This window comes from Clavibacter sp. VKM Ac-2872 (genome assembly GCF_015351105.1).
Taxonomy (GTDB): Bacteria; Actinomycetota; Actinomycetes; order Actinomycetales; family Microbacteriaceae; genus Clavibacter.
Genome location: NZ_JADKRR010000001.1, coordinates 1,206,333 through 1,231,716, shown reverse-complemented (window position 1 = coordinate 1,231,716; position 25,384 = coordinate 1,206,333). Strand labels below are relative to the sequence as shown.

Sequence of the window (25,384 nt, the reverse complement as noted above, 5' to 3'; positions counted from 1 at the left end):
CGGATGGCCGAGAACACCGACACCGCGTCCGAGACCGTCCCCGCCGAGATCGCCGCCGATCCGGCCGCGCCCCTGGCGACGACCGAGACCGCGAGCCCCGTGACATCCGCCCCCTCCGGGACGCCCGCGCCCGGATCCGGCGACGCGCCCGTCCCGCGCGCCACCTCGAACCGCAGCACCACGCCCGCGAGCACCGCGTTCAGCGACTTCGTCTCCACGAACTGGGCTGACCGCGAGGAGGTCGACCCCCCGGCCCGCGCGCAGGCGCCCTTCGCCGCCGACCGCCGCCGCCGCCTCTCCGCCCTCCACGTCGGCGCACGCCTCGTGATCCCCGCGGGCCGCCTCGCGCAGCGCAGCAACGACACCGACTACCCGTTCCGCGCCCACTCGGCCTTCGCCCACCTCACCGGCTGGGGCGCCGACAGCGAGCCCGGCGCGGTCCTGGTGCTCGAGCCCGTGGCCGAGGGATCCGCCGCCGACGGATCCGCGCACGGGGCCACCCTCTACTTCCGCGAGCGCGCCGGCCGCGACAGCGACGAGTTCTACGCCAACGCCGAGATCGGCGAGTTCTGGATCGGCCCGCGCCCCTCCCTCCGTCAGGTCGCGGCCGACCTGGGACTGGCCACCGCGCCCCTCGCCGACGTCGACGCCGCCATCGCCGCCGGGGGTCCCGTGCGAGTGATCCGCGAGGCCGACGCCGCCCTCGCCGCGCGCGTGGACGAGGCCCGCGCCGCCGGGGACGCCGCGTCCGACGACGCGCCGGCGGACCCCGCCGACGGCGACGCCCTCCTCGCGCGCGACGTGTCCGAGCTCCGCCTCGTCAAGGACGACTACGAGATCGCCCAGATGCGCGAGGCGGTGGACACCACGGGCCGCGGGTTCTCCGACGTCATCTCCGACATGCCCGCCGTGATCGCGCACGCGCGCGGCGAGCGCGTCGTCGAGGGCGTCTTCAACGCGCGCGCCCGGGCCGACGGCAACGCGGTCGGGTACGACACGATCGCGGCGTCCGGTCCGCACGCCTGCATCCTGCACTGGACCCGCAACGACGGCCGCGTGATGCCGGGCGACCTGATCCTCATCGACGCCGGCGTGGAGCTCGACAGCTACTACACGGCCGACATCACCCGCACGCTCCCCGTCTCGGGCACCTTCACCGACGTGCAGCGCGAGGTCTACGAGGCCGTGCGCGAGGCGGCCGACGCGGCGCTCGCGATCGTCCGCCCGGGCATCCGCTTCCGCGAGGTGCACGCCGCCGCCATGCAGGTCATCGCCCGGAAGGCCGCCGACTGGGGCATGCTCCCGGTCAGCGCGGAGGAGGCGCTCGCGGCCGACAACCAGCACCACCGCCGCTACATGGTCCACGGCACGAGCCACCACCTCGGGCTGGACGTGCACGACTGCGCGCAGGCGCGCCGCGACATGTACATCGACGGGATCGTCGAGGCCGGCATGGTCTTCACGATCGAGCCGGGCCTGTACTTCCAGCCCGACGACCTCACGGTGCCGGAGCGCTTCCGCGGGATCGGCGTCCGCATCGAGGACGACATCCTCGTGACGCGGGACGGCGCCGAGAACCTGTCGGCGGGGATCCCGCGCACGGCCGACGAGGTCGAGGCCTGGATGGCCGGGCGGGCCTAGCCGCCGACGCGGGCGGGCGGGCGGGGCTCAGGCCCCGGTCGCGCCCTGCTCGCCCACGGGCCGGTCGGTCGACGTCGGGGGCGCGGTGGGCTCGGGGGCGTCGGATGCGCCCGGCTCGGGCACGCGCTCCCCGTAGGGGCCCGCGGGACCGGAGACGGGCGCCGGGGCGGGCGGCGGCGTGGTGACCACGGGCTCGCCGTAGACCGAGGTGCCGACTCCCCCGATGCCCAGCACGTTGCGCGCGCGGTGCAGGGAGTCCGGCTCGACGACCACGGAGTAGCTCGTGGCGGTGACCTGCATCACCGAGGTGAAGTCGCGGCGTCGGCGCGTGACGCTGTAGCTGACGATCCCGTAGATGGCCCCGAAGCCGACGCCGATGATGACCGCGCCGACGACGAACGAGATGTTCGGGACCGGCGAGAACAGGAACGTCACGAGGCCGAGGAAGAGGCCGAGCCAGGCGCCGCTCGCCGCGCCGGCGATCGCGGCCCGGGCGGAGGTGAGCTTCCCCGTGACCCGCTCGACGCTCGTCAGCTCGTTCCCCACGATGCTCACCTGCGTCACCGGGAAGTCGGCCTCGGCGAGCATGACGACGGCCTTCTGGGCCTCGTCGTACGTCTCGTAGGTGGCGACGGGCTCCCCCTTCGGCAGCTTCGGCATGCGGGCACGGGACGGGCGTCCGAGGAGCGGGTTGGTCACCTCGCCAGTCTTCCACGGGGTGCCGGGCGGGCGCTGGGCGAGCGACTAGATTGACTCTGTGAGCGCCTCCCGAGTCTTCGTCGCCCGGCTCGCCGGGTGCAGTGTGTTCGACCCCGCAGGAGACCGCGTCGGGCGCGTCCGCGACGTCCTCGTCGTGTACCGCAAGGACGATCCGCCGCGCGTCGTGGGCCTCATCGTCGAGATCCCCGGCAAGCGCCGCGTGTTCCTCTCCATCGGGCGCGTCACGAGCATCGGGTCGGGGCAGATCATCACCACCGGCCTCATCAACCTGCGCCGCTTCGAGCAGCGCGGCGGCGAGGTGCGCGTCATCGCCGAGATCCTCGGGCGGCGCGTGAGCATGCGCGACGGATCCGGCACAGCCGTCATCGAGGACGTCGCCATCGAGGAGTCCGGCCAGGCCGAGTGGGAGGTCTCGCAGCTCTTCTGCCGCCGTCCGCGCACGAGCCCCTCCCCGTTCGCCAAGGGCGCCACCATCTTCGCCACGTGGGAGGAGGTGGCGGAGCTCCAGGACGACGGCGTCGCCCAGTCGGCGTCCCAGTTCCTCGCCGCCTACTCCGACCTGCTGCCCGCCGACCTCGCCAACACCCTCCTCGACCTGCCGCAGGCGCGCCGCCTCGAGGTCGCCGAGGAGCTGCCGGACGCGCGGCTCGCCGACGTGCTCGAGGAGATGCCGGAGGCCGAGCAGGTCGAGATCATGGCCACGCTCGACGACGACCGCGCGGCCGACGTGCTCGACCAGATGCAGCCCGACGACGCGGCCGACCTCATCGCGCAGCTGTCGGACGAGCGCGGCGAGACCCTCCTCGAGCTCATGCAGCCGGAGGAGGCGGACGACGTCCGCATGCTCCTCAGCTACGCGCCGGACACCGCGGGCGGCCTCATGACCACGGATCCCGTCATCGTCTCGGGCGACGCCACGGTCGCGGAGGGCCTCGCGCTCATCCGCCGCCACGAGCTCGCGCCCACGTTGGGCGCCGCGGTCTGCGTCACGCTGCCGCCGTACGAGCCGCCCACGGGCCGCTTCCTCGGCATGGTGCACTTCCAGCGGATGCTGCGCTACCCGCCGCACGAGCGCCTCGGCACGCTGCTCGACCAGGGCCTGGAACCCGTGCGCGCGGACACGAGCGCGGCCGAGGTGTCGCGCATCATGGCCAGCTACAACCTGGTGTCGGTGCCCGTGGTGGACGAGAACCACCGCCTGGTCGGCGTCGTCACCATCGACGACGTCCTCGACCACCTCCTGCCCGACGACTGGCGGAGCGCCGACGCGGAGCGCGAGACCCGCAAGCGCGCCACGGCCCGCTTCCACGGCACGGCCACGGCTGCCATCCCCACCGCAGGACCCGTACGAGGACGGAGGATCCCCCGTGGCACGGCAGAGTAACCGCGATGTCCGGCTGGACGCGCCCAAGGGCCTCCGCACGACCGTCCTCCCGATGCGCAACCGCGCGAGCCGCGACCGGTTCGGCCGCTTCACCGAGTCCATCGCCCGCGGCATGGGCACGCCGTGGTTCCTGGTCGGCCTCACGCTCTTCTGCGTCGCGTGGATCGGCTACAACACCTACGGGCCCGAGTCCGCGCGCTTCGACTCCGCCGCGCTCGGCTTCACCGCGCTCACGCTGATCCTGTCGCTGCAGGCCTCGTACGCCGCCCCGCTCATCCTGCTCGCGCAGAACCGGCAGGACGACCGCGACCGGGTGCAGATCGAGCAGGACCGCCAGCGCGCGGAGCGCAACGTGGCCGACGTCGAGTACCTCGCCCGCGAGGTCGTGTCCCTGCGGCTGCAGATGAAGGACGTGGCGTCGAAGGATTTCATCCGCGCCGAGCTCCGCCAGCTCCTCGAGGAGCTGGACCGCCGCGACGACCCGGAGGCGGACGACGCCGAGGGCGCAGGTGCCGGCGGCCGCAGGACGCATGGCCGCTGAGCCCGCCGGCCCCGGGACGGTGACGGCGGACGACGTCCGGCGGGCGCTCGCGCGCGTGGTGGATCCCGAGATCCGCCGCCCGATCACCGAGCTCGACATGGTCTCCGACGTCCGCATCGCCGACGGCGGCGTGGCGCACGTGGACATCGCGCTGACGATCGTCGGCTGCCCGGCGGCGACGTCCATCGAGCGCGACGTGCGCGAGACCGTGGAGGCCGTGCCCGGGGTCGCGCGCCTCGAGCTGACGGTCGGCGTGATGAGCCCCGAGCGGCGCCGCGCGCTCACCGAACGGCTCCGCGGTCCCGCGGCGCAGCGGGGCATCCCCTTCGGCCCGGACAGCCTCACGCGCGTCTACGCCGTCACGAGCGGCAAGGGCGGTGTGGGCAAGTCCACGCTCACAGCCAACCTCGCGGTCGCCCTCGCGGCGAAGGGCCTCGCGGTGGGCCTCGTCGACGCCGACGTGCACGGCTTCTCGATCCCGGGGATCCTCGGCCTGGTCGACGCCGACGGACGCACGGCCCAGCCCACGCGCGTCGGCGACATGATCCTGCCGCCCGTCGCGCACGGCGTGAAGGTCATCTCCATCGGCATGTTCCTCGACCCCGACGCGACCGGCGGGACCGCGGTCTCCTGGCGCGGGCCGATGCTGCACCGCACCATCCAGCAGTTCCTCACCGACGTCTTCTTCGGCGACCTCGACGTGCTGCTGCTCGACCTGCCGCCCGGCACCGGCGACGTCGCGATCACGGTCGGCCAGCTGCTGCCGCACGCGGAGGTGCTCGTGGTCACGACCCCGCAGCCGGCCGCCGCCGACGTGGCCGAGCGTAGCGGCCTGGTCGCCCGGCAGACGGGCCAGCGCGTCGCCGGCGTGGTGGAGAACATGGCCGGGTTCGCCCAGCCCGACGGATCCGTGCTCGAGCTCTTCGGCGCGGGCGGCGGCGCGGAGGTCGCGCGGCGCCTGTCCGTCGGGCAGGACGCGCCCGTGCCGCTGCTCGCCAGCGTGCCCCTCAGCCTCGCGCTCCGCGAGGGCGGCGACACGGGGGCGCCGCTCGTGCTGGCCGCGCCGGAGGATCCCGCCGCGGTGCAGATCCTGCGCGTCGCGGACCACCTGTCCACGCGCGGACGGGGCCTCGCGGGCCGGCGGTTGGGGCTGTCCGTCTCCTGAGCCCCGAGCATCCGACGGACCCGCCGCTGGACCCTGCCCCTGCGTCACCCCTCACGGTGGAGGGCATGGACATCACCGTGCTCGACAGCGCCGCGGCCATGCGGCGGATCCTCGACGCCCCGCCCGCCGCCCGCGCCGACCTCGTCCGCGCGATGTGGCGGCCCCTGGCGCGCATGTACGCCTTCGTCCCCGGGCCCCTCGACCTCGCGGAGGTGCACCGCGGGTCCTCCGGGTTCGACGCGGCGGATCCGTCCGGACGGGCACGGGAGGGCCTCGACGCGCTGGTGTCCGCGGACGCCTGGTCGCGCATCCGCACGGCCCTGGTCGACGGCGCCCGGACGCTCCGAGCGGCCGATCCCGGCCTGACGCTGCCGGACCTGACGGTCCTCCTCGTGCTCGGCGACCCTGACGACCGGCACTTCGTCGAGGAGGTGCAGGGGCTCACGGCGTTCGGCGGGATCCCCGGGTACATCTCCGTCACCGTCTGGCCGTCGCCCCGCATCCTCGCGCGACTGGAGGCGATCGCCGTCCACGAGCTGCACCACAACGTGCGCTACTCCCCCGGCGGCGTGGTCTGGGATCCCGCGACCGTGACGGTCGGCGAGCACGTCGTGGCCGAGGGGCTCGCGGACGCGTTCGCCGCGGAGCTCCACGGCGAGGCCGGCTGGACGCACTTCGTCGCCGACGCGACGCGACGGGACGACGCGGTGCTGGCGAAGGTCGTCGCCGGGCTCGACCGCACGGGCATGCACGACTTCCCGGCCTGGGTGCTCGGGGACGCGACGGCCGAGCGGATGGGGATCGCGCCGGTCGGCCTGCCCACGGGCGCCGGCTACGCCGCGGGGCGGCGCATCGTGGAGCAGTACCTGGCGGACGCGGGCACGACCGCGGCGCGGAGCGTGCGCACGCCGGCAGCGGAGATCCTGGGACGCGCCCTGCGGCGCCTCGGCCTGGCGCCGACCGCGTGAGACTGGGCGCGACACCGACGGAGGAGGAGCGTGCCATGGAGTGGACCGTCACCGAGCTCGCGGACCGCGCGGGCATCAGCGGCCGGACCCTGCGGCACTACCACCGCATCGGCCTGCTCCCGCCGGACCGCATCGGGGCGAACGGGTACCGCCACTACGGACCCGAGGCGGTGGCGCGTCTGCAGCGGATCCTGCTGCTCCGGGAGACGGGCATGCCCCTCGCCGAGATCCGCGCGGTGCTCGACGCCCCGGAGACCCCCGGTGCCGAGGCCCGCGCGCTCGAAGCCCACCTCGACCGGCTGGCCGCGGAGCGCGCCATGCTCGACCGGCGCATCGCCGCGGTGGAGCACACCCTGGACATGCGGCGGCAGGGCCTCGGGCCCCGGATGGACGTGATGCTGCAGGGCTTCAACGACGCCTACGAGGACGAGGTCGTCGCGCGCTGGGGGCGTGACGCCTTCGAGGCCGCGCACGGGTGGTGGCACGGCATGGGGGTCCGTCGTCAGCGTGCGTGGAAGGCCCGGGCGGAGGGGCTGCTGACGCGCTGGCGGGAGATCCAGGAGGAGGGCCACGCCCCCGGATCCGCCGCCGCCCAGGAGCACGCGGACGCGCACCTGGCCTGGTTCGCCGAGATCCCCGGCACCCCCGCCCACGCGGGGGACGTGGCGACGACGGCGGCGATGGTGCTCGGCGTCGCGGACGGCTACGACGCGGATCCCGAGTTCCACCGCGCATTCGGGAGCGAGGCGGCGGCGCGCTTCGCCGCGTCCGCGCTCCGGGAGCGCGTGGCCCGTCGCGCCTGAGACGGGCCACGCGCACGACGAGGACGGCAGCCAGCGGGCTGCCGTCCTCCTCGTGCGCGCTGCGCGTGCGGGCTACACGTGGCTGCGGTGCGTGCGCGTCGGGACGGCGCGGTAGCCGTCGCGCGCCGTGACGACGACGGTGCCGGCGATGGCGGAGACGGAGAGGGCGGCGACGGCGATGAGGAAGACGGTCATGGTGGTGCTCCTGCGGGAAGGCGGATGGCGGCGCATTCCGCCGCACCTCCATGGGACCATCGCGGACCGTTCAGGACAAGCTCATAGTCCTTGTCTCGCTGTGTAGCCTGCCTACATGGACATACGTCGCCTCGAGCTCCTCCGCGAGCTGGCCGACCGCGGCAGCGTCGGTGCCGTCGCGCGCGCCGCCGGCCGCACCCCGTCGGCCGTCTCCCAGCAGCTCAAGGTGCTGCAGCGCGAGGCGGGAGTGCCGCTCACCGAACGCTCCGGGCGCGGCGTCGTGCTCACCGACGCGGGCCGCGCGCTCGCCCGGACGGCGACCGACATCGCCGTGGCCGTCGCCCGCGCGGAGGCCCTCTGGGAGGACTTCCGCCACCAGCCGTCCGGCGAGGTCACGCTCGCCACGTTCCCCACCGCCGCCCGCATGCTGCTGCCCGGCCTCCTCGACCGGGTCGCCGCGATCCCGGACCTCACGCTGCGGGCGAGCGACCGGGATCCGGCGTCGCGCGCCTTCGCCGACCTCACGGCGGACTTCGACGTCGTCATCGCCCACTCGCTCGCGGGGGCGGGCACCTGGCGCGGACTCGGCCTCGTGATCGTGCCGCTCATGGTGGAGCCGCTCGACGTGGCGATGCCGTCCGACCACCGCCTCGCCGGCCGGGCGTCCGTCAGCCCCGCCGACCTCAGCGGGGAGCCGTGGATCGGCGTGCCGCAGGGCCTGCCGTTCGACCGGATCCTCCTCGACATCGAGCAGGCCGTGGGCGCGCCGGCGCGCGTGGTGCAGCGGCTCAGCGACACGCGCATCACGGAGGCGCTCGTGGCATCCGGGCACGGGATCGCGCTGCTGCCCCGCTACACGGCGGACGAGCACGACGGCGTGGTGGTCAAGCGGCTGTCGGGCGTGACGTCGAAGCGGCACCTGCACGTGCTGCTGCGCCCGGATCGCGCGGAGCGGCCCTCGGTGCGGGCGGTCGTGGACGCGCTCCGCGAGGAGGCGAAGTCGGTGGACGCGCGCTTCAGCGGGAACGGCTGAGGACCCGGTTCCGGGCGACGCGCGTCAGGTCGCCTCGGCGTCGAAGGGCGCCGGCTGCGCGGACGCGGCGGCGGCCTCGCGCTCCAGCCGCTGCCGGCGGGCGATGGTGGTCTCGACGGGGACGCGCGGCTTCGTGACGACCGGCTCGTCCTCGAACAGCGCCTCCTTGATGATGCGGCGCGGGTCGTACTGACGCGGGTCGAGCTTCTTCCAGTCGACCTCGTCGAACTCCGGTCCCAGCTCGTCGCGCATGCGCTCCCGGGCACCGGAGGCCATGCGTCGCGCGGCCTTCACCAGATCCGCGAGCTTCTGGGTGTAGGCCGGCAGCCGCTCGGGGCCGAGCAGGAACACGGCGATGATGCCGATGAGCATCAGCTTCTCGAACGTCAGGCCGAACATGGTCACAGGCTAGTCGGTCGATCGGCGATCCCCGTCCGCCCGCAGCTTCCGGTCAGCGGACGGGGCGCATCGGATCCGCACCGGACACCCCCCGGTCAGGCGGGAGCCGCCGGGCCGATACCCTGGGGACCCGGAAGAGGGAGGTGCCGCGTGTCCGACCAGGAGACCGGGTGGAAGTTCGCCGAGGACGTCGTCGTCGAGGACGAGCACATCGCGCTGGCACGCCAGCACTCCCGCGAGCTGGGCATCGAGGCCGTCTCCCCCGCCGTCGGCGCGCAGCTCTCGCTCCTCGCCGCGGCCACGCGCGCCACCAGCGTCATCGAGATCGGCACGGGCGCCGGCGTCTCGGGCCTCTGCATCTTCCGCGGCGCGCCGCGCGCCGTGCTCACCAGCATCGACGTCGAGTTCGACCACCAGCAGGCGGCGCGCGAGATCCTCGCGGATGCCGAGGTGCCCGCCAACCGCGTCCGCCTCATCACGGGACGCGCGCTCGACGTGCTGCCGCGCATGAGCGACGCGAGCTACGACCTCGTGCTCGTGGACGCGGATGCGGCCCAGGTCATCGAGTACGTGGAGCACGGCCTGCGCCTCGCGCGCACGGGCGGCCTCGTGCTCGTCCCGCACGCGCTCTGGCGCGGCCGCGTGCAGAATCCGGCGGCACGGGACGCGCAGACGGCCGCGTTCCGCACGCTCGTGCAGGAGACGGCGGGCTCGGGTGCGGTGGTCGCATCGCTCTCGCCCGCGGGCGACGGCCTGCTGCAGATCGCCAAGACCGGGCGCTGAGCCGCCCGGGCCGCAGCCCGGACACAGCATCGCCCGCCCCGTCGTCGACGGGGCGGGCGATGTCGCGTGATGCGCGTTCCGACTAGCTCGCGCTGGTCACCGCGGCGAGGGCGTCGTGAAGCTCCTTCGCTTCGGCGTCGTTGACGGAGACGACGAGTCGTCCGCCTCCCTCCAAGGGCACGCGCACGATGATGAGCCTGCCCTCCTTCACGGCCTCCATCGGTCCGTCGCCGGTCCTGGGCTTCATGGCTGCCATTCGGCTCCCCTTTCGTGGATGTGCATCCATTATCCCGCATGGACACGCCCCCGGATGGACGCGCGGCGCCGTGCTACGCGCGGAACGCCCCCGTCCGGCCGTGGAGGGGGCGCGGCGAGCACCCCGGGCGGCGGCGCTCCGGCCGGATCACGGCGGCGTCCAGTCGCCGGCCGTGGCGCGCCAGAAGACGTCGATCCAGATCCACTGGCCGACGATCATGGCGGCGACGACGGCGACGCGGTAGGCGCGCGACCGGGGCACGGCGAGCGCCCCGGCCAGCGGGATCATGGGCAGCAGGAGGCGGAAGACGCTCGACTGCGGGAAGAAGACCGCGAAGAGGTACAGGCCGTAGGACGCGATCCAGATGCGGAGGTCGGGACCGAGCGCGCGCACGGAGGGGCGGACGAGGATCAGGACGAACGCCGCCATGACGAGGAGCACGGCGATCGCGCCGACGACCCCGCCGATCCAGAAGTCCCCGGCGTCGAACCACGCCTCGAAGGGCACGAGGTGGCGGTAGCCGACGTAGGCCGCGCGCCAGGAGAGCTCCGTGTCGGTGTAGGCGGAGAGGGAGCCCGTGCGGATCCACGCGATCACCGGCCACGCGGCCCCCGCGGCCACGGCGGCCGTCGTCGCCAGGACGAGCCGGGCGCGCTCCGCCACCGGGAACGGATCGCGACGGGCCGTCGCGATCCGGTGGGCGCCGTGCAGGACCAGCGTCAACGCGAAGGCGAGGCCGAGGGGTCGGGTGAACGCCATGACCACGACGACGGGCGCGAGCACCACGTACCGACGCTCGACGAGGAGCAGCAGGGCGGTGAGGAGCAGGAGCGTCTGCAGGCTCTCCGCGTACGCGATCTGGAACAGCGGCGAGACCGGGGCGACGCAGACGATGACCACCGCGGTGAGCGTGGACGACGGGGAGAGGAAGCGCGACAGCAGGCGGTGCAGCACGAGGACCGCGCCGCCTCCGGCCAGCACCGAGACGGCGACGGCCGTCACGTCGAAGGGCGCGCCCGTGGCGTCCTGGATGGCCCGCACGATCGTCGGGTACACGGGCAGGAAGGCCCACGGGTTCGACTGCACGTGGCCGGCGGTGTCGACGGGGAGCGACGTCGGGTAGCCGAAGGTCGCGATGTCGCGGTACCAGCCGGCGTCCCAGAACGTCGCGAACTGCAGGTACGAGGGGGAAGCGGGGCCCCACGGGGTGCGGATCTGGCTCCGCGCCGAGACGAGCATCAGCACGGTGGTGAGGATGCGGCTCAGGGCGTAGATCCCGAGGACGGCCGCCCACCAGGGCAGGCGGCCGGCGGGTCGGTCGTCCGGCAGGTCGAGTCGCGTCGTGCGCCCGGCCGTCCCGGTCAGCGCGCCGTCAGCCACGCCCGGAGCCCGCGCTCGCACGAGGTGATCTGGGCGACGTCGACGCGCTCGTCGTCGTGGTGGGCGAGGAGCGGATCCCCGGGGCCGTAGTTCACGGCGGGGATGCCGAGCGCGCTGAAGCGGGCGACGTCGGTCCAGCCGTACTTGGGGCGCGCCTCGCCGCCGACCGCCGCGAGGAAGGGCTGCGCGATCTCGGCGTCGAGCCCCGGGCGCGCGCCCTCCGCGAGGTCGACGACCGTGACCTCGAATCCCGGGAACAGGCTCGTGACGTGCTCGACGGCCTCGGCGCCGGATCGGCTGGGCGCGAAGCGGTAGTTGACGTGCACCATGGCCTCGTCCGGGATGACGTTGCCCGCGATGCCGCCGGAGACCCCGACGGCGTTGAGGCCCTCGCGGTAGACGAGGCCGTCGACCTCCACCTCGCGCGCCTCGTACGCGGCGAGGGTGTCGAGCACGGGGGCGATGCGGTGGATGGCGTTCTCGCCCACCCAGGAGCGGGCCGAGTGCGAGCGCTTCCCGAAGGCGCGGACCTCGACGCGGAGGTTGCCGTTGCAGCCGCCCTCGATCTCGGCCCGCGTCGGCTCGCCGAGGATCGCGAAGTCGCCCTCGAGCAGCTCGGGCCGGGTGCGGGCGAGGCGGCCGAGCCCGTTGAGGCTGTCGGAGACCTCCTCGTGGTCGTACCAGATCCAGGTGATGTCGTAGGCGGGATCGACGAGCTCGGCGGCCAGCACGAGCTGCACGGCGACGCCCGCCTTCATGTCGACGGTGCCGCGGCCCCAGAGGTACTCGACGCCGCCATCGTGCTCGGTGCGCGTGGGCAGGTTGCGGTTGAGGGGCACCGTGTCGATGTGGCCGGCGATGACGACGCGGCGGTCGCGACCGAGGTGCGTGCGGGCGACGACCGCGTCGCCGTCGCGCTCCAGCTGGAGGTGCGCGCAGCCGGCGAGCGCGCTCTCGATCGCGTCCGCGAGGGTGCCCTCGTCGCCGGAGACCGACTCGATGTCGCAGATGGCGCGGGTGACCTGCACGCTCCCCGCGGTGAGGTCGAGCTCGGGCACGGGAGGCGCGTCGGTCGGCATGCGGATCATCCTAGGTCGGCGGTCGGACGCGGTCCTGGGGAGGACCCGGGACGGCCATCGGCGATCGGTACGCTGGCCGCATGGCATCCCCCGCTTCGCCCTCGTCCACCGCGCCCGCCTCCGGATCCGCGTGGGGCTACGGGCTCGCGACGGTCGCCTCCGACGGCACCGTGCTCGACACCTGGTTCCCGGCTCCCGAGCTCGGGTCCCTCCCGGCCGGCCGCGACCGCTGGATCGCCCCGGCCTGGATCGAGGAGCTGGCAGTGGCCGACCCGCGCCGCGGCGTCACGATCGACATCGTCACGGTCGAGATCGACCTGCAGACGCCGCCCGCGTCGACCCCCGACGCGTACCTGCGGCTGCACCTGCTCAGCCACCTGCTCGTCGCGCCGAACACGATCTCCCTGGAGGGGATCTTCGCGCAGCTCCCCATCGTCGTGTGGACCAACGCCGGCCCCGTGCACCCCGACGACTTCGACCGGCTGCGCCCGTCGCTCCAGCGGGCCGGCATCGCCGCGCACGGCGTGGACAAGTTCCCGCGCCTGCTCGACTACGTCACGCCCGACCGGGTCCGCATCGCCGACGCGTCGCGCGTGCGGCTCGGCGCGCACCTCGCGCCCGGCACCACGGTCATGCACGAGGGCTTCGTCAACTTCAACGCCGGCACCCTCGGCTCCTCCATGGTCGAGGGCCGGATCACGCAGGGCGTCGTCGTGGGCGACGGCTCGGACGTCGGCGGCGGCGCGTCCATCATGGGCACGCTCTCGGGCGGCGGCACGCAGCGCGTCGAGATCGGCGAGCGGGCGCTCCTCGGCGCGAACTCGGGCGTCGGCATCTCCATCGGCGACGACAGCGTCGTGGAGGCCGGCCTCTACGTGACGGCCGGCACCAAGGTGCGCCTCGCGGGCGAGGCGCCCGGTCCGGACGGCACCGTGCCGCAGGTGAAGGCCGTCGAGCTCTCCGGGCGGCCCGGGATCCTGTTCCGCCGCAACTCGCTCACGGGCGCCGTCGAGGCGGTCCCGCGGCGCGGCGGCGGGTCGATCCTCAACGACGCGCTGCACGCGTAGCGCGGGCGACGCGGCCGGGCGCCGGGCGGCGTCAGGATCAGCGGCGCAGCCCGAACCGGCGCGGGGTCTTCGGTGCCGCGACGGCCGGGTCGATCCGCAGCACGTCGACCACGATCGCCGACACGTTGTCGCGGCCGCCGTTCTCCAACGCGTGCACCACGAGGTCGCGCACGGCGGTGGCCGCGTCGTCCGCGCGCAGCAGGTGCCCGCGGATCTCCGCGTCGGCCAGCTCCTTCGTCAGCCCGTCTGAGCAGACCAGCAGCCGCAGCCGCGCGGTGACGGGCAGGAGCCAGTAGTCCGCCTCCGCGGCGTCGCCGACGCCGACGGCCCGCGTGATGATGTTGCCGTCCGGGTGCCGGTCGGCCTGCGCGCGCGTGATGCGGCCCGCGTCCACCATCTCCTGCACGACGGAGTGGTCGACGGTGACCTGCTCGAGGACGTCGCCGCGGAGCTGGTAGACGCGCGAGTCGCCGACGTTGAAGACCGCCCAGTACGGGCGGTCGGACACGAGGGTCAGGCACGCGCCCGTGACGGTCGTGCCCGCGTGCAGCTCGAGGTCGCCCGTCTCCTCGCGGATGTCGTCGACGGCGAGGTCGAGCGCCGGCTCCAGGCCCTCGGGATCCGCGAACCCGGACTCGGCGCGCCCCTGCTCCTCGGCGAGGCGGCGGATGACGGCGTCGCTGGCCACGTCGCCGGCGGCGTGCCCGCCCATGCCGTCCGCCACGGCGAAGTACGGGACGGCCGCGAGCACGCTGTCCTCGTTGTGGTCGCGGCGGAGGCCCCGGTCGGTCATCGACGCCCACCCGAGCACGAGCGTCCGACCGTCGGGCAGCGCGAGGGAGGTCTCCGGGACGTCCGGCCCGATGGCGGTCATCGGGCGGACAGGATCTCGAGGACGACGCCGTCGCCGATGTCGATGCGCGTGCCGGGCACGACCACGAGCGACTCGCCCGGTCGGAGCACGAGGCGCTCGGCCCCGGGCGCGAGCACGGCGGTGCCGTTCGTGGAATCGAGGTCGCTGACGACGACGACGCCGGAGTCCTGCCGGAGCCCCAGGTGCGTGCCGGAGATCTCGCCGAGCGGGGAGGGCACGGCCACGAGCCGCGGCGCGACGCCCCGGACGACGCGGGGCGGTCGGGGGCGACGACCGACGATGGCGGGGGCGTCGAGCGGGATCCGCTCGGGGGCGTCCGCGTCCGCGTGCGGCACCCCGTCGCGCAGGACGCGGAACGCGTGGATGACGCGCGGGGCGGCCTCCTCCTCCGCGGGTGGCATCGCCGGCATGGCGACGGTGGGCACGCCGGCGGGGCCGGTGCGGGCGGGGACGGCGGCATCGGCCTCGCGCGGATCCGCCTGCGCCCGCGCGTGACGGGGACCGTCGTCCGCGCTCCGCGGCCGCCCGACATCCGCGGGGCCGTCGAGGACGGTGGCGACGAGCGCGGGATCCACGGGTCGCGGGGAGGCGGGGGGCGCGGACGGCTCGGCCGCGCGGGAGACCGAGGCGCCGCCCGCCGGATCACCGGGTCGCGCGCGGTCGATGCGCCACCCCACGGCGTCGGCGGCGACGACACCCGCCAGGAGCGGCAGGCCATCCGCCGGGCCCGCGGACGCGTCCGGACCGGCGTCGGCGCGCCCGGCCCGGTACGCCCGCACCCGGTCGAGCGTCGCGAGGTAGAACGGCTGGGCCCGCCGCGCGTCGACCCGACGCGGATCGGCGGCCCCGTGGACCTCCACGTCCACGACGGCATCGCCGCGCAGCACCACCTGGAGGCGTGCGCCCTCCGGACCGGTGGCCTCGTGCACGACGACGGCGAAGGAGACGACCTCGTCGGGTCCGCGGAGGGGCAGCGCCCCGACGAGCGCCTCCGCCGTGACGGCCGGATCCGCGACCGCGCGCCACAGGTCCTCCGTGATCCGCGTCGGTGCGCCCGCGGGCAGCAGGACGACGGCATGGGGCGTCACGACCGCGATGCCGGCCGACCCCGCGCCGGCGGGGGAGGATCGGTGGGAGCCCTCGCTCACGTCATCGGCTCCATCGAGGGTCGGCGCCCGGGCGGGCGGTCGGCGCCTCGCCTCGGGCGGCCGGACGCGCTGACACGGATCCTATCGCGCGGCCGCGCTCCGGCCGAGGGATGCGCCACCCGTCGGACAGCGACCGGCCGCCCGCCCGCCGAGGGGCATCCGGACCGTGCGAGCGCGCGGTGGCCGCGGATCCGGTTGCCCGGCCACCTCCGGACTGGCATGCTCGGACGATGAGCACGCCGCAGCGCCCCTCCACCCGCGGGCTCCCCGTCGACGCGATCTCCCGATCCATCGTGGAGCAGCTGCGCGAGGACGGGCGGCGCTCGTACGCCGAGATCGGCAAGGCGGTGGGCCTCAGCGAGGCCGCCGTCCGCCAGCGCGTGCAGAAGCTCACCGACGCGGGCGTGATCCGCATCGTCGCGCTCACCGACCCGCAGCAGCTGGGGCTCACCCGGCAGGCGATGATCGGCGTCACCGTGAGCGGGGACGTGCGGGTGGTCGCGGACGCCCTCGCGGACATCCCGGCCGTCGACTACGTGGTGATGACGGCCGGCACGTTCGACCTCCTGGCCGAGGTGGTCTGCGAGGACGACGAGGAGCTCGTGGAGCTGCTCAACGCCCGCATCCGGGCGCTGGAGGGCGTCGTGAGCACGGAGACGTTCGTCTACCTCAAGGTCCACACCCAGGACGGTCACGGGCGCTCCCGGTGATGGCGGTGCGCTCCGTCTCCTCCCCCGACGGCGCATCGCGCCGCCCCTCCCCCGACCGGACCGCGACCGGGCTGCGCGCGGCGTCTCGTCGTACGTTCGCCGCATGACCCCCGCCTCGGCTCCCGCCGCCGCCCTCGCGCGTCGGCCCGCTCCCCCGTCCCCCCATCGCCGTCCCGGATCCCCCGCATCCGACGCCGATCCCCGCCGTCCGCTCCCGCCCGCCGCGGGCCTCCTCCCCGCCGGCGCCGCGCTCCTGCGGATGCCGTCCCCCGTCGGCCGCCTGGAGCTCGTGGCCGAGGGCGACCGGGTCGTCGCCCTCTCGATCGCGACCGCGGGGGTCCTGCCGCTCGACCACCTGGCCGACCGGCCGAGCCCCGTGCTCACGGAGGCGGCGCGGCAGCTGGAGGAGCACTTCTCCGGTCGTCGCACGTCGTTCGACGTCCCGGTCCGGCTGACGGGGACCCCCTTCCAGGTCGCCGTCTGGCAGGCGCTCACCCGCGTCCCCCACGGCGGCGTCACGACGTACGGCGCCCTCGCGCAGGCCGCGGGTCGTCCCGGCGGGGCGCGCGCGGTCGGCGGGGCCGTCGGGGCGAACCGGCTCTGCATCCTGGTGCCCTGCCATCGCGTGCTCGGCTCCGACGGACGCGTGACCGGCTTCAGCGCGGGCGACGGGGTCGCCACCAAGGTGCGGCTGCTCGCGCTCGAGGGCTCGGTGCTGTCGTGACGGGAGCCTCGCTCGTGCGCGGCGACGACGGCCTGGCGCGCTGCGCCTGGTCCGCGGCCGACGCGGAGTACCGCAGGTACCACGACGAGGAGTGGGGCCGCCCGCTGCACGGCGACCGTCCGCTGTTCGAGAAGCTGTGCCTCGAGGGCTTCCAGGCGGGGTTGTCGTGGATCACCATCCTCCGCAAGCGCCCGCGCTTCCGCGAGGTCTTCCACGGCTTCGACGTCGACGCGGTCGCTGCCATGGACGAGGACGACGTCGAGCGGCTGATGGGCGATGCCGGCATCATCCGCAATCGCGCCAAGATCCTCGCGGCCGCCGGCAACGCGCGCGCCGTGCGGGCCCTCCTCGACGAGCACGGAGAGGGCGCGCTCGATCGCCTGATCTGGGCGCACGCCTCGGATCCCCGCGTCCGGCCCCGACCTGCCACGGCGGACGAGATCCCCGCCGTCACGCCGGAGTCCACCGCCCTCAGCCGGGAGCTCAAGGCGCACGGCCTCCGCTTCGTGGGGCCCACCACCGTCTACGCGCTCATGCAGTCCTCGGGGCTCGTGGACGACCACGTCGTCGGCTGCCATCGGGCCGCCTGACACCGGCGCCGGCGCCGGCGTCAGTGCGGCGCGGCCACCAGCACGAGCTCGCCGGAGTCGCCGCGTGACAGCTCGATGCCGGCGTCATCGGCCCAGGCGAGGAGCTCCGCCACCGAACCGAGGTCCTGCCCGGCGAGGATCAACGCCCGCAACAGCTCGCCCTTCGCCCTCTTGTTGAAGTGGTTGAGCGCACGGACGGTGCCGTCCTCCCCGCGGGCGACCACGCGCACGACGGCGGAGTCGGCGTGGCCCGGTCGCGGTCCGAGGGCGGCGTACCCCTCGGAGCGCAGGTCGAGCACGAGGCCGGGGACCCCCTCGAGCACGCGTCGCACCGAGGCCACCCAGTGCGCCTTCATCGTGAGGCCCGGCACGCGGCTGTCGTGCGAGAGCCGGTACGCGGGGATCGGGTCGGTCGCCCGGACGGGCCCGAGGAGCGCGGAGTGCACGGCCACATGGCGGCCGGCGAAGGCGAGCTGCGCGGCGTCCAGCGATTCGGCGCCGATGGGGTCGTAGAGCACACCCGTGTAGCGACGGAGCGCCGGCATGGTCGGGGAGGACTCGAGCAGGCGGTTCCGCTCCACCTCGGCCGACTGACGCGGGCCGAGCTTGAGGGCGCGTACCGCGGCCTCGGGATCCTGCGCGAGGTCGGCGACGGCGCGCACCACCGTGCGGCGCTCTGCCGTCAGCTCCGGGAAGGCGAGGAGGTCGAGGTCGAGACGCGACCCCTCCGTCCCGCCGTCGCGCTTCGTCTCGGACGGGGGCAGCAGGACGAGCACGGGACCTCCGGGATCGGGTGACGCACGGGGTGGGCGGGACGAGACGCGACGAGCAGCGCGCGCCGGGACGCAGGAAGGCGGACGGCCCCCGAGGGGACCGTCCGCCGTCGGACCGGGGTGATGCTACGCGACCAGTGCGGCCTTGCGCGCGACCACGGTCACGTTGTCGTTCTCCACCGAGAGGAAGCCCTCGTCGGCGTCGGCCGTGATCACGGCGCCGCCGTCCTGCGTGATGCGGACGTTGCCGGTCTCGAGGATCGCGAGCAGGGGCTCGTGACCGGCCAGGATGCCGATCTCGCCCTCGCTCGTGCGCGCGACGACCATGGACGCCTGGCCCGACCACACCTGCTGGTCGGCCGAGACCACGGTCACCGTGAGATCAGCGCGGGCCATGTCAGCCGTTCTCCTTCTGGATCTCGGACCAGCGGCGCTCGACGTCGTCGAGGTCGCCGACGTTGAAGAACGCCTGCTCGGCGACGTGGTCGTAGTCGCCGTCGGCGATCTTCGAGAACGACTCGATGGTGTTCTTCAGCGGCACCGTGGAGCCCTCGACGCCCGTGAACTTCTTCGCCATGTACGTGTTCTGCGAGAGGAACTGCTGGATGCGGCGCGCACGCGACACCGTGACCTTGTCCTCCTCGGAGAGCTCGTCGACGCCGAGGATCGCGATGATCTCCTGCAGCTCCTTGTTCTTCTGCAGGATCGCCTTGACGCGGGTGGCCGTGTCGTAGTGCGCCTGGCCCAGGTACCGCGGGTCGAGGATGCGGCTCGTGGACGTCAGCGGGTCGACGGCCGGGTAGAGACCGCGCGAGGCGATCTCGCGGCTGAGCTCCGTGGTCGCGTCGAGGTGCGCGAACGTGGTGGCCGGCGCCGGGTCGGTGTAGTCGTCCGCGGGGACGTAGATGGCCTGCAGCGACGTGATGCTGTGGCCGCGGGTCGACGTGATGCGCTCCTGGAGCACACCCATCTCGTCCGCGAGGTTCGGCTGGTAGCCCACCGCGGACGGCATGCGGCCGAGCAGCGTGGAGACCTCGGAGCCGGCCTGCGTGAAGCGGAAGATGTTGTCGATGAAGAGCAGCACGTCCTGGTTCTTCACGTCGCGGAAGTACTCCGCCATCGTGAGCGCGGACAGCGCCACGCGGAGGCGCGTTCCCGGCGGCTCGTCCATCTGGCCGAAGACCAACGCGGTCTTGTCGAAGACGCCGGCCTCCTCCATCTCCATGATGAGGTCGTTGCCCTCGCGGGTGCGCTCGCCGACGCCGGCGAACACGGACACGCCGCCGTGGTCCTGCGCGACGCGCTGGATCATCTCCTGGATGAGGACGGTCTTGCCGACGCCCGCGCCGCCGAACAGGCCGATCTTGCCGCCCTGCACGTACGGGGTGAGGAGGTCGATGACCTTGATGCCGGTCTCGAACAGCTGCGTCTTGGACTCGAGCTGGTCGAACATCGGGGGCTTGCGGTGGATGGGCCAGCGCTCGGTGATCTCGATCGGCTCGCCACCCTCGTTGTTGAGGATGTCGCCGGTGACGTTGAAGACCTTGCCCTTGGTGATGTCGCCGACGGGCACGGAGATGGCGGCACCCGTGTCGCGCACCTCCTGGCCGCGGACGAGGCCGTCCGTGGGCTTCAGGGCGATGGCGCGCACGACGTCGTCGCCGAGGTGCAGCGCGATCTCGAGCGTGATCTCCGTCGACTCCTCGCCGATGGTGATCGTGGTCTTGAGGGCGTTGTAGACCGGGGGGATCGAGTCGTGCGGGAACTCGATGTCCACGACCGGGCCGGTGACGCGGACGATGCGTCCGACGCCGGCCACGCTGTCGCTGGCGACCGGCGCAGTGGCGGTGTCAGTCATTGATGTCTCTCTTCTTCATTCGTGGAGCAGGAGTGTTACTTGCTGGAGGCGAGCGCGTCCGCGCCGCCGACGATCTCGGAGATCTGCTGCGTGATCTCGGTCTGGCGCGCGTTGTTCCGCAGCCGCGTGTAGGTGGTCACGAGCTTGTCGGCGTTGTCGCTCGCCGACTTCATGGCCTTCTGGCGCGCGGCGTGCTCGGAGGCGGCCGACTGCAGCATCGCGTTGAAGATGCGGCTCTCGATGTAGACGGGCAGCAGCGCGTCGAGCACGTCGCCCACCTCGGGCTCGAACTCGTAGAGCGGCAGGACGGCGCCCTCGCCGGGTGCCTCGACCCCCTCGACGACCTCGAGCGGCAGCAGCCGCACCACCTCGGGCTTCTGCGTCGCGATCGACACGAAGCGGTTGAAGACGATGTGGATCTCGTCCACCCCGCCCTCGGACGCCGGCGTCACGAACTTCTCCACGAGCGCGTCGCCGATCGACTTCGCGGTCTCGAACTCGGGCTTCTCGGTGCTGCCGGTCCAGATGCGCTCCGAATCCCGCTTGCGGAACTTGAAGTACCCGACGGCCTTGCGGCCCACCAGGTAGTAGACGATCTCCTTGCCCTGCGAGCGGAGGAGCTCGGCGAGCTGCTCCGACTCCTTCAGGACGCTGGAGCTGAACGCGCCGGCGAGGCCGCGGTCGGAGGCGAAGATGACGATCGCCGCCCGCTCCACCTTCTCGGGCTCGGTCGTGAGGATGTGGTCGACGTTGGAGAACGTCGCCACCGCCGAGACCGCGCGCGTGACGGCGCGGGAGTACGGCGCGGACGCCGCCATCCGCTGCTGCGCCTTCTGGATGCGCGACGCGGAGATCAGCTCCATCGCGCGGGTGATCTTCTTCGTCGTCTGCGCGGACTTGATCTTCTGCGTGTAGACCCGGAGTTGCGCTCCCATGAGTCTCCCTATCGGTCTCGGTCGGTGGCGGATCGGTGGGGCGAGCGCGTCAGCGCTTGCCCTTGACGATCTGCTCCTGGTTGACGTCCTCGGCCTTGGCGGGCTCGAACTTCTCGGATCCCACCGAGGCGAGCGGCTTGCCCTCGCCCGTCTGGAACTCGAGCTTGAACGCGTCCACGGCCTTGTCCATCGCGTCGACGATGTCGTCGGTGAGGACGTTCTTCTCCTTGAGCTGCGACAGCACCTCCGTGTTGCGGTGGAGGTGGTCGAGCAGCTCTCGCTCGAAGCGGAGGATGTCCTCGACGGGGACCTCGTCGAGCTTGCCCTTCGTGCCCGCCCAGATCGAGACGACCTGCTCCTCGATGGGGAACGGCGAGTACTGGGGCTGCTTGAGCAGCTCGGTGAGGCGCGCGCCGCGGGCGAGCTGGCGACGGCTGGCCGCGTCGAGGTCGGACGCGAAGATCGCGAACGCCTCGAGGGAGCGGTACTGCGCGAGCTCGAGCTTGAGCGTGCCGGAGACCTTCTTGATGCTCTTCACCTGGGCGTCGCCGCCGACGCGGGACACCGAGATGCCGACGTCCACCGCGGGGCGCTGGTTCGCGTTGAACAGATCCGACTGGAGGAAGATCTGGCCGTCGGTGATCGAGATCACGTTGGTGGGGATGTACGCCGAGACGTCGTTCGCCTTCGTCTCGATGATGGGCAGGCCCGTCATCGAACCGGCACCCAGCTCGTCCGAGAGCTTGGCGCAGCGCTCGAGCAGGCGGGAGTGCAGGTAGAACACGTCGCCGGGGTACGCCTCGCGGCCCGGCGGGCGGCGGAGGAGCAGCGAGACGGCGCGGTAGGCCTCGGCCTGCTTGGACAGGTCGTCGAAGATGATGAGGACGTGCTTGCCGCCGTACATCCAGTGCTGGCCGATGGCCGAGCCGGTGTAGGGCGCGAGGTACTTGAAGCCGGCGGGGTCGGACGCGGGGGACGCGACGATGGTCGTGTACTCCATGGCGCCGGCCTCCTCGAGGGCGCCCTTCACCGAGGCGATGGTCGAGCCCTTCTGGCCGATGGCGACGTAGATGCAGCGCACCTGCTTGTTCGTGTCGCCGGACTCCCAGTTGGCCTTCTGGTTGATGATCGTGTCGATCGCGATGGCCGTCTTGCCGGTCTGGCGGTCGCCGATGATGAGCTGGCGCTGGCCGCGGCCGATCGGGATCATGGCGTCGATGGCCTTGATGCCGGTCTGCATGGGCTCGTGCACGCTCTTGCGCTGCATGACGCCGGGGGCCTGGAGCTCGAGGGCGCGGCGGCCCTCGGTCGCGATCTCGCCCTGGCCGTCGATGGGGTTGCCCAGCGGGTCCACGACGCGGCCGAGGTAGCCGTCGCCGACGGGGACGGAGAGCACCTCGCCGGTGCGGCGCACCTCCATGCCCTCCTCGATGCCGGCGAACTCGCCGAGCACGATGACGCCGATCTCGCTCTCCTCGAGGTTCTGGGCGAGGCCCAGGGTCCCGTCGGCGAACGTGATGAGCTCGTTGGCCATGACGCCGGGCAGGCCCTGCACGTGGGCGATTCCGTCGCCCGCGTCGAGCACGTAGCCGACCTCGGTGGTCGAGGCCTTGCCGGGCTCGTAGGACTGCACGAAGTCCTTGAGCGCGTCCCGGATCTCGTCGGGGCTGATCGAAAGTTCTGCCATCTTCTTTCCCTTTGCATTCACGAGAGCGGACGGCTCCCGAGGTGACGCCCGCCGGTCAGGCGAACTGGAGTCTCAAATCGTTGATCCTGGTGGCGACGCTGCCGTCGATGACGTCGTCGCCGATCTGGACGCGGAGGCCGCCGACGAGGTCGCGGTCCACGACCTGGTTCAGCTCGATCCGCCGGGAGTACCGGCGGCTCAGCGCCTGCGCCAGGCGCTCCGACTGCTCGGGCGACAGGGGCGAGGCGACGCTGACCGTGGCGATGGTGAGGCCCGCCTGGTCGGCCACGAGGGTGGCGGCGTGACGGACGAGCTCGCCGATGCGGCGGCCGCGGGGCTGCTGCACCAGCTGCTCGACGATGACGACCGTCTGCTCCGACGCGCGACCGTCGAGGAGACGGTGGACGAGCGTGGACTTGGCCTCGGGGTCGCCCAGCTTGTCGCCGAACGCCAGCTCGAGGCCGGCGTCGGTGGACACGGCGCGGCCGAACGTGAACAGCTCGGACTCGACGGGCGTGCCCTCGGGCGCCGAGATCGCCACGGCGCGGATGCCGAGCTCCTCGATGCCCGCCAGCAGCTCGTCGTGCGACGACCAGCGGCCGTCGACGACCGCGCGGAGGACGCGGAGCGCCGGCTCCTGCACGGTGGCGCCGAAGACCCGGTCCACGATGCTGTGCTTGACCTCCGGCGCGATGCCGGTGTCCGCCAGCGCGGAGAGCAGGTGCGTGGATCCGCCGATGGCGCGGCCGGCTCCGAGGAGCTGACCGGCCGTCGACAGGTCGACGCCCCCGAGCTCCGCGAGGACGCGGCGTGCCGAGTCCAGCGATGCGCGCGATGCACTGCCCATCAGCTGGCGGATCCCGTCCTGCCGGCGGTCTCGCTGGCCTCCAGGTCGGCGAGGAAGCGGTCGACGAGCGCCGTGGAGCGCTGGTCGTCCGTGAGGCTCTGGCCGATGACGCCCGACGCGAGGTCGATCGCGAGCGATCCGACCTCGGAGCGGAGCGACACGACCGCCTGCTGGCGCTCGGCCTCGATCTGCTGCTGCGCGCTGGCGGTGATCCGGGCGGCGTCGGCCGTGGCCTGCTCCTTGATCTCCGCGGCGATCGCCGTGGCGTCGACCCGGGCCTGCTCGCGGATGCGGCCGGCCTCGACGCGTGCCTCGGCGAGCTGCGCGGTGAGCTCGGCCTTCGCGGCGTCGGCTTCCGCCTGCGCGCGCTCGGCCTTCTCGATGCCGCCGGCGATGGCCTCGGTGCGCGCGTCGAGCATCGTGTAGACCCGCGGGAGCACGAGCTTCCACACGACGAGGAGGAGGACGGCGAACACCACCGCCGACCAGACGATGTCATAGACCTCGGGGATGAGGATCTGGGGCATCTTCTCGCCTTCGGCCGCCATCACGTTGTGGGGCGTGAGCATCTGGGTTCCTTTACTGGAAGATGTAGAACGTCGCGATGCCGATGAGCGCGAGCGCCTCGGTGAACGCGATGCCCAGGAACATCGTGGTGCGGAGGCTGCCGGCCATCTCGGGCTGGCGGGCCATGGCCTCGACCGTCTTGCCCGCGACGATGCCGACGCCGATGCCGGGGCCGACCGCCGCGAGGCCGTATCCGACGGTCGCGATGTTGCCGTTGATCTCGGCGAGAATGATGGGGTCCACTGGGGTTTCCTTCCGGTTGGGTGATCTCGTGGGTGGACGAGATCGCTTAGTGCTCCTCCGCCACGGCCATCTGGATGTAGACGGCGGTGAGGAGGGCGAAGATGTAGGCCTGCAGCACGGTCACGAGCAGCTCGAAGAGCGTGAACCCGAAGCCGAGGACGAGCGTCCCGGCACCGAGGAAGCGCAGCGCGCCCTGCGACTCGACGAGGAAGAACCACGTCGCGGAGAAGCAGAGGACCAGGAGGAGGTGCCCGACGACCATGTTCATGAGCAGTCGGAGCGTGAGCGCGACCGGCCGGATGATGAACGTCGACAGGAACTCGATGGGCGTCAGGAGGATGTAGATCGGCCACGGGGCACCGGGCGGGAAGAGCGTGTTCTTGAAGAACCCGATGCCCCGGTCCTTGATGCCCGCGTAGATGAAGGTGACGTAGGCCACCAGGGCGAGCACCAGCGGCATGCCGATGACGGAGGTGCCGGCGATGTTGAGGAACGGGATGACTCCCGTGATGTTCATGCCGAGGACCAGGAAGAAGATGGTCATGATGATCGGCAGGAACCGACGACCGTCCTTCTTGCCGAGGATGTCCTCCGCGATGTTGACGCGGACGAAGTCGACGCCCATCTCGAGGAGGTTCTGGCCGCGGCCCGGGACGAGCGCGAGCTTCCGCGTGCCGAGGACGAACAGGACCACCAGGACCGCCATCACCAGGAGCCTGATGATCATGATGCGGTTGAGGTCGAAGCCCGTGCCCTCGAAGAAGGCGATCGGCGGGAAGAACTCCGAGATGTCCGGAGCGTGGAACCCCTCACCCGAGTCTTCAGCGGCGAGGGTGATGATGCTGGGTGCAGCGGTGGCTAACAGCGCTATCTCCTGTTTCGGGGCGTGGAGCACGAGCTCTCGCGGCGACGAACGGATGGGGTGAGAAGACGCCGGCGTGAGGTGGATCTGGGCACGGCCCGACGGGAATCGTCTTGAGGCAGACTATCAACAATGAGGGTGCCCTGACTAAT

The 25,384-nt window shown here is 73.0% G+C and carries 29 protein-coding genes; 12 read left to right on the top strand and 17 right to left on the bottom strand.

Going from position 1 to position 25,384, the window contains the following annotated elements; all coding sequences use genetic code 11:
* Nucleotides 1-3 precede the first annotated feature (3 nt).
* Entirely contained in the window at nt 4-1,641 is a 1,638-nt protein-coding gene (locus ITJ40_RS05885; RefSeq protein WP_194666164.1) for an aminopeptidase P family protein, read from the top strand.
* 27 nt (nt 1,642-1,668) lie between these two features.
* Here ITJ40_RS05885 and ITJ40_RS05880 read toward each other — a convergent pair whose 3' ends face one another.
* Nucleotides 1,669-2,340: a general stress protein gene (locus ITJ40_RS05880; protein WP_194666163.1), complete on the bottom strand. Its 672-nt coding sequence runs from the start codon at nt 2,338-2,340 to the stop codon at nt 1,669-1,671.
* Between the two features lie 58 nt (nt 2,341-2,398).
* On the opposite strand from ITJ40_RS05880, the gene ITJ40_RS05875 reads away from it, so the two are divergent.
* The 5 genes from ITJ40_RS05875 to ITJ40_RS05855 all read left to right on the top strand — a co-directional run bounded on the left by ITJ40_RS05875 (nt 2,399) and on the right by ITJ40_RS05855 (nt 7,222).
* Nucleotides 2,399-3,745, top strand: a complete 1,347-nt coding sequence (locus tag ITJ40_RS05875) for a magnesium transporter MgtE N-terminal domain-containing protein (protein WP_045527244.1) — start codon at nt 2,399-2,401, stop codon at nt 3,743-3,745.
* On the top strand, nt 3,729-4,286 hold the full coding sequence (locus ITJ40_RS05870) for a DUF1003 domain-containing protein (protein WP_194666162.1): 558 nt from the start codon (nt 3,729-3,731) through the stop codon (nt 4,284-4,286). Before ITJ40_RS05875 ends, ITJ40_RS05870 begins: the two co-directional genes overlap by 17 nt.
* Nucleotides 4,276-5,451: an Mrp/NBP35 family ATP-binding protein gene (locus tag ITJ40_RS05865; protein ID WP_194666161.1), complete on the top strand. Its 1,176-nt coding sequence runs from the start codon at nt 4,276-4,278 to the stop codon at nt 5,449-5,451. The genes ITJ40_RS05870 and ITJ40_RS05865 overlap by 11 nt, the downstream gene beginning before the upstream one ends.
* 65 nt (nt 5,452-5,516) lie before the next feature.
* Nucleotides 5,517-6,419 carry a DUF2268 domain-containing protein gene (locus tag ITJ40_RS05860; RefSeq protein WP_194666160.1) on the top strand — a complete coding sequence of 301 codons (903 nt, stop codon included), beginning with the start codon at nt 5,517-5,519 and terminating at the stop codon, nt 6,417-6,419.
* A gap of 35 nt (nt 6,420-6,454) precedes the next feature.
* Nucleotides 6,455-7,222, top strand: a complete 768-nt coding sequence (locus tag ITJ40_RS05855; RefSeq protein ID WP_194666159.1) for a MerR family transcriptional regulator — start codon at nt 6,455-6,457, stop codon at nt 7,220-7,222.
* 72 nt (nt 7,223-7,294) lie between these two features.
* Here ITJ40_RS05855 and ITJ40_RS17225 read toward each other — a convergent pair whose 3' ends face one another.
* A complete protein-coding gene (locus ITJ40_RS17225; RefSeq protein WP_255414062.1) occupies nt 7,295-7,417 on the bottom strand; it encodes a hypothetical protein in 123 nt (40 codons plus the stop codon).
* Between the two features lie 115 nt (nt 7,418-7,532).
* On the opposite strand from ITJ40_RS17225, the gene ITJ40_RS05850 reads away from it, so the two are divergent.
* Entirely contained in the window at nt 7,533-8,450 is a 918-nt protein-coding gene (locus ITJ40_RS05850) for a LysR family transcriptional regulator (protein WP_194666158.1), read from the top strand.
* 24 nt (nt 8,451-8,474) lie between these two features.
* Here ITJ40_RS05850 and ITJ40_RS05845 read toward each other — a convergent pair whose 3' ends face one another.
* Nucleotides 8,475-8,849 carry a Sec-independent protein translocase TatB gene (locus ITJ40_RS05845; protein ID WP_194666157.1) on the bottom strand — a complete coding sequence of 125 codons (375 nt, stop codon included), beginning with the start codon at nt 8,847-8,849 and terminating at the stop codon, nt 8,475-8,477.
* Between the two features lie 150 nt (nt 8,850-8,999).
* Between ITJ40_RS05845 and ITJ40_RS05840 the strand changes: the two genes are divergently transcribed.
* Nucleotides 9,000-9,632, top strand: a complete 633-nt coding sequence (locus tag ITJ40_RS05840) for an O-methyltransferase (RefSeq protein ID WP_086513678.1) — start codon at nt 9,000-9,002, stop codon at nt 9,630-9,632.
* Nucleotides 9,633-9,714: 82 nt separating this feature from the next.
* Here the strand turns inward: ITJ40_RS05840 and ITJ40_RS05835 are convergent, their stop codons facing one another.
* The 3 genes from ITJ40_RS05835 to dapE all read right to left on the bottom strand — a co-directional run bounded on the left by ITJ40_RS05835 (nt 9,715) and on the right by dapE (nt 12,347).
* Nucleotides 9,715-9,888 carry a DUF3117 domain-containing protein gene (locus ITJ40_RS05835; RefSeq protein ID WP_012037866.1) on the bottom strand — a complete coding sequence of 58 codons (174 nt, stop codon included), beginning with the start codon at nt 9,886-9,888 and terminating at the stop codon, nt 9,715-9,717.
* A 147-nt stretch (nt 9,889-10,035) separates the two neighbouring features.
* Nucleotides 10,036-11,268, bottom strand: coding sequence for a hypothetical protein (locus ITJ40_RS05830; protein ID WP_194666156.1), 1,233 nt, complete (start codon nt 11,266-11,268; stop codon nt 10,036-10,038).
* The gene (dapE, locus tag ITJ40_RS05825) at nt 11,250-12,347 is read right to left on the bottom strand and encodes a succinyl-diaminopimelate desuccinylase (protein WP_194666155.1); all 1,098 of its coding nucleotides are present in this window, start codon (nt 12,345-12,347) and stop codon (nt 11,250-11,252) included. Before dapE ends, ITJ40_RS05830 begins: the two co-directional genes overlap by 19 nt.
* 80 nt (nt 12,348-12,427) lie before the next feature.
* Between dapE and dapD the strand changes: the two genes are divergently transcribed.
* On the top strand, nt 12,428-13,414 hold the full coding sequence (gene dapD, locus ITJ40_RS05820) for a 2,3,4,5-tetrahydropyridine-2,6-dicarboxylate N-succinyltransferase (RefSeq protein ID WP_194666154.1): 987 nt from the start codon (nt 12,428-12,430) through the stop codon (nt 13,412-13,414).
* A 37-nt stretch (nt 13,415-13,451) separates the two neighbouring features.
* On the opposite strand, the gene ITJ40_RS05815 is transcribed toward dapD, so the two are convergent.
* Entirely contained in the window at nt 13,452-14,288 is an 837-nt protein-coding gene (locus ITJ40_RS05815) for a PP2C family serine/threonine-protein phosphatase (protein WP_194666153.1), read from the bottom strand.
* Nucleotides 14,285-15,436 (bottom strand): FHA domain-containing protein, encoded by a 1,152-nt coding sequence (locus ITJ40_RS05810; RefSeq protein WP_194666152.1) that lies wholly within the window; start codon nt 15,434-15,436, stop codon nt 14,285-14,287. The genes ITJ40_RS05815 and ITJ40_RS05810 overlap by 4 nt, the downstream gene beginning before the upstream one ends.
* A gap of 230 nt (nt 15,437-15,666) precedes the next feature.
* Here ITJ40_RS05810 and ITJ40_RS05805 point away from each other — a divergent pair, with 230 nt between their 5' ends.
* The 3 genes from ITJ40_RS05805 (at nt 15,667) to ITJ40_RS05795 (ending at nt 17,460) form a co-directional block, all read left to right on the top strand.
* Nucleotides 15,667-16,146, top strand: coding sequence for an Lrp/AsnC family transcriptional regulator (locus ITJ40_RS05805; RefSeq protein ID WP_194666151.1), 480 nt, complete (start codon nt 15,667-15,669; stop codon nt 16,144-16,146).
* 103 nt (nt 16,147-16,249) lie between these two features.
* Nucleotides 16,250-16,870, top strand: coding sequence for a methylated-DNA--[protein]-cysteine S-methyltransferase (locus tag ITJ40_RS05800; protein WP_194666150.1), 621 nt, complete (start codon nt 16,250-16,252; stop codon nt 16,868-16,870).
* Nucleotides 16,867-17,460 (top strand): DNA-3-methyladenine glycosylase I, encoded by a 594-nt coding sequence (locus tag ITJ40_RS05795; RefSeq protein ID WP_370531997.1) that lies wholly within the window; start codon nt 16,867-16,869, stop codon nt 17,458-17,460. Before ITJ40_RS05800 ends, ITJ40_RS05795 begins: the two co-directional genes overlap by 4 nt.
* Before the next feature lie 20 nt (nt 17,461-17,480).
* Here ITJ40_RS05795 and yaaA read toward each other — a convergent pair whose 3' ends face one another.
* The 9 genes from yaaA to atpB form a co-directional block, all read right to left on the bottom strand.
* On the bottom strand, nt 17,481-18,236 hold the full coding sequence (yaaA, locus tag ITJ40_RS05790; RefSeq protein ID WP_194666149.1) for a peroxide stress protein YaaA: 756 nt from the start codon (nt 18,234-18,236) through the stop codon (nt 17,481-17,483).
* A gap of 123 nt (nt 18,237-18,359) precedes the next feature.
* Entirely contained in the window at nt 18,360-18,629 is a 270-nt protein-coding gene (locus tag ITJ40_RS05785) for a F0F1 ATP synthase subunit epsilon (protein WP_194666148.1), read from the bottom strand.
* A gap of 1 nt (nt 18,630) precedes the next feature.
* Nucleotides 18,631-20,091 (bottom strand): F0F1 ATP synthase subunit beta, encoded by a 1,461-nt coding sequence (gene atpD, locus ITJ40_RS05780; protein WP_012037855.1) that lies wholly within the window; start codon nt 20,089-20,091, stop codon nt 18,631-18,633.
* A gap of 35 nt (nt 20,092-20,126) precedes the next feature.
* Nucleotides 20,127-21,026 carry a F0F1 ATP synthase subunit gamma gene (locus tag ITJ40_RS05775; protein WP_104236113.1) on the bottom strand — a complete coding sequence of 300 codons (900 nt, stop codon included), beginning with the start codon at nt 21,024-21,026 and terminating at the stop codon, nt 20,127-20,129.
* 49 nt (nt 21,027-21,075) lie between these two features.
* A complete protein-coding gene (gene atpA / locus ITJ40_RS05770) occupies nt 21,076-22,713 on the bottom strand; it encodes a F0F1 ATP synthase subunit alpha (protein WP_043587603.1) in 1,638 nt (545 codons plus the stop codon).
* A 55-nt stretch (nt 22,714-22,768) separates the two neighbouring features.
* Entirely contained in the window at nt 22,769-23,560 is a 792-nt protein-coding gene (locus tag ITJ40_RS05765) for a F0F1 ATP synthase subunit delta (RefSeq protein WP_194666147.1), read from the bottom strand.
* The gene (locus ITJ40_RS05760) at nt 23,560-24,129 is read right to left on the bottom strand and encodes a F0F1 ATP synthase subunit B (RefSeq protein WP_194666146.1); all 570 of its coding nucleotides are present in this window, start codon (nt 24,127-24,129) and stop codon (nt 23,560-23,562) included. The genes ITJ40_RS05765 and ITJ40_RS05760 overlap by 1 nt, the downstream gene beginning before the upstream one ends.
* A gap of 10 nt (nt 24,130-24,139) precedes the next feature.
* A complete protein-coding gene (locus ITJ40_RS05755; protein ID WP_194633361.1) occupies nt 24,140-24,370 on the bottom strand; it encodes an ATP synthase F0 subunit C in 231 nt (76 codons plus the stop codon).
* A gap of 46 nt (nt 24,371-24,416) precedes the next feature.
* Complete coding sequence (atpB, locus tag ITJ40_RS05750; protein ID WP_370531996.1) at nt 24,417-25,265, bottom strand: F0F1 ATP synthase subunit A; 849 nt, start codon at nt 25,263-25,265, stop codon at nt 24,417-24,419.
* Nucleotides 25,266-25,384: the final 119 nt, after the last annotated feature.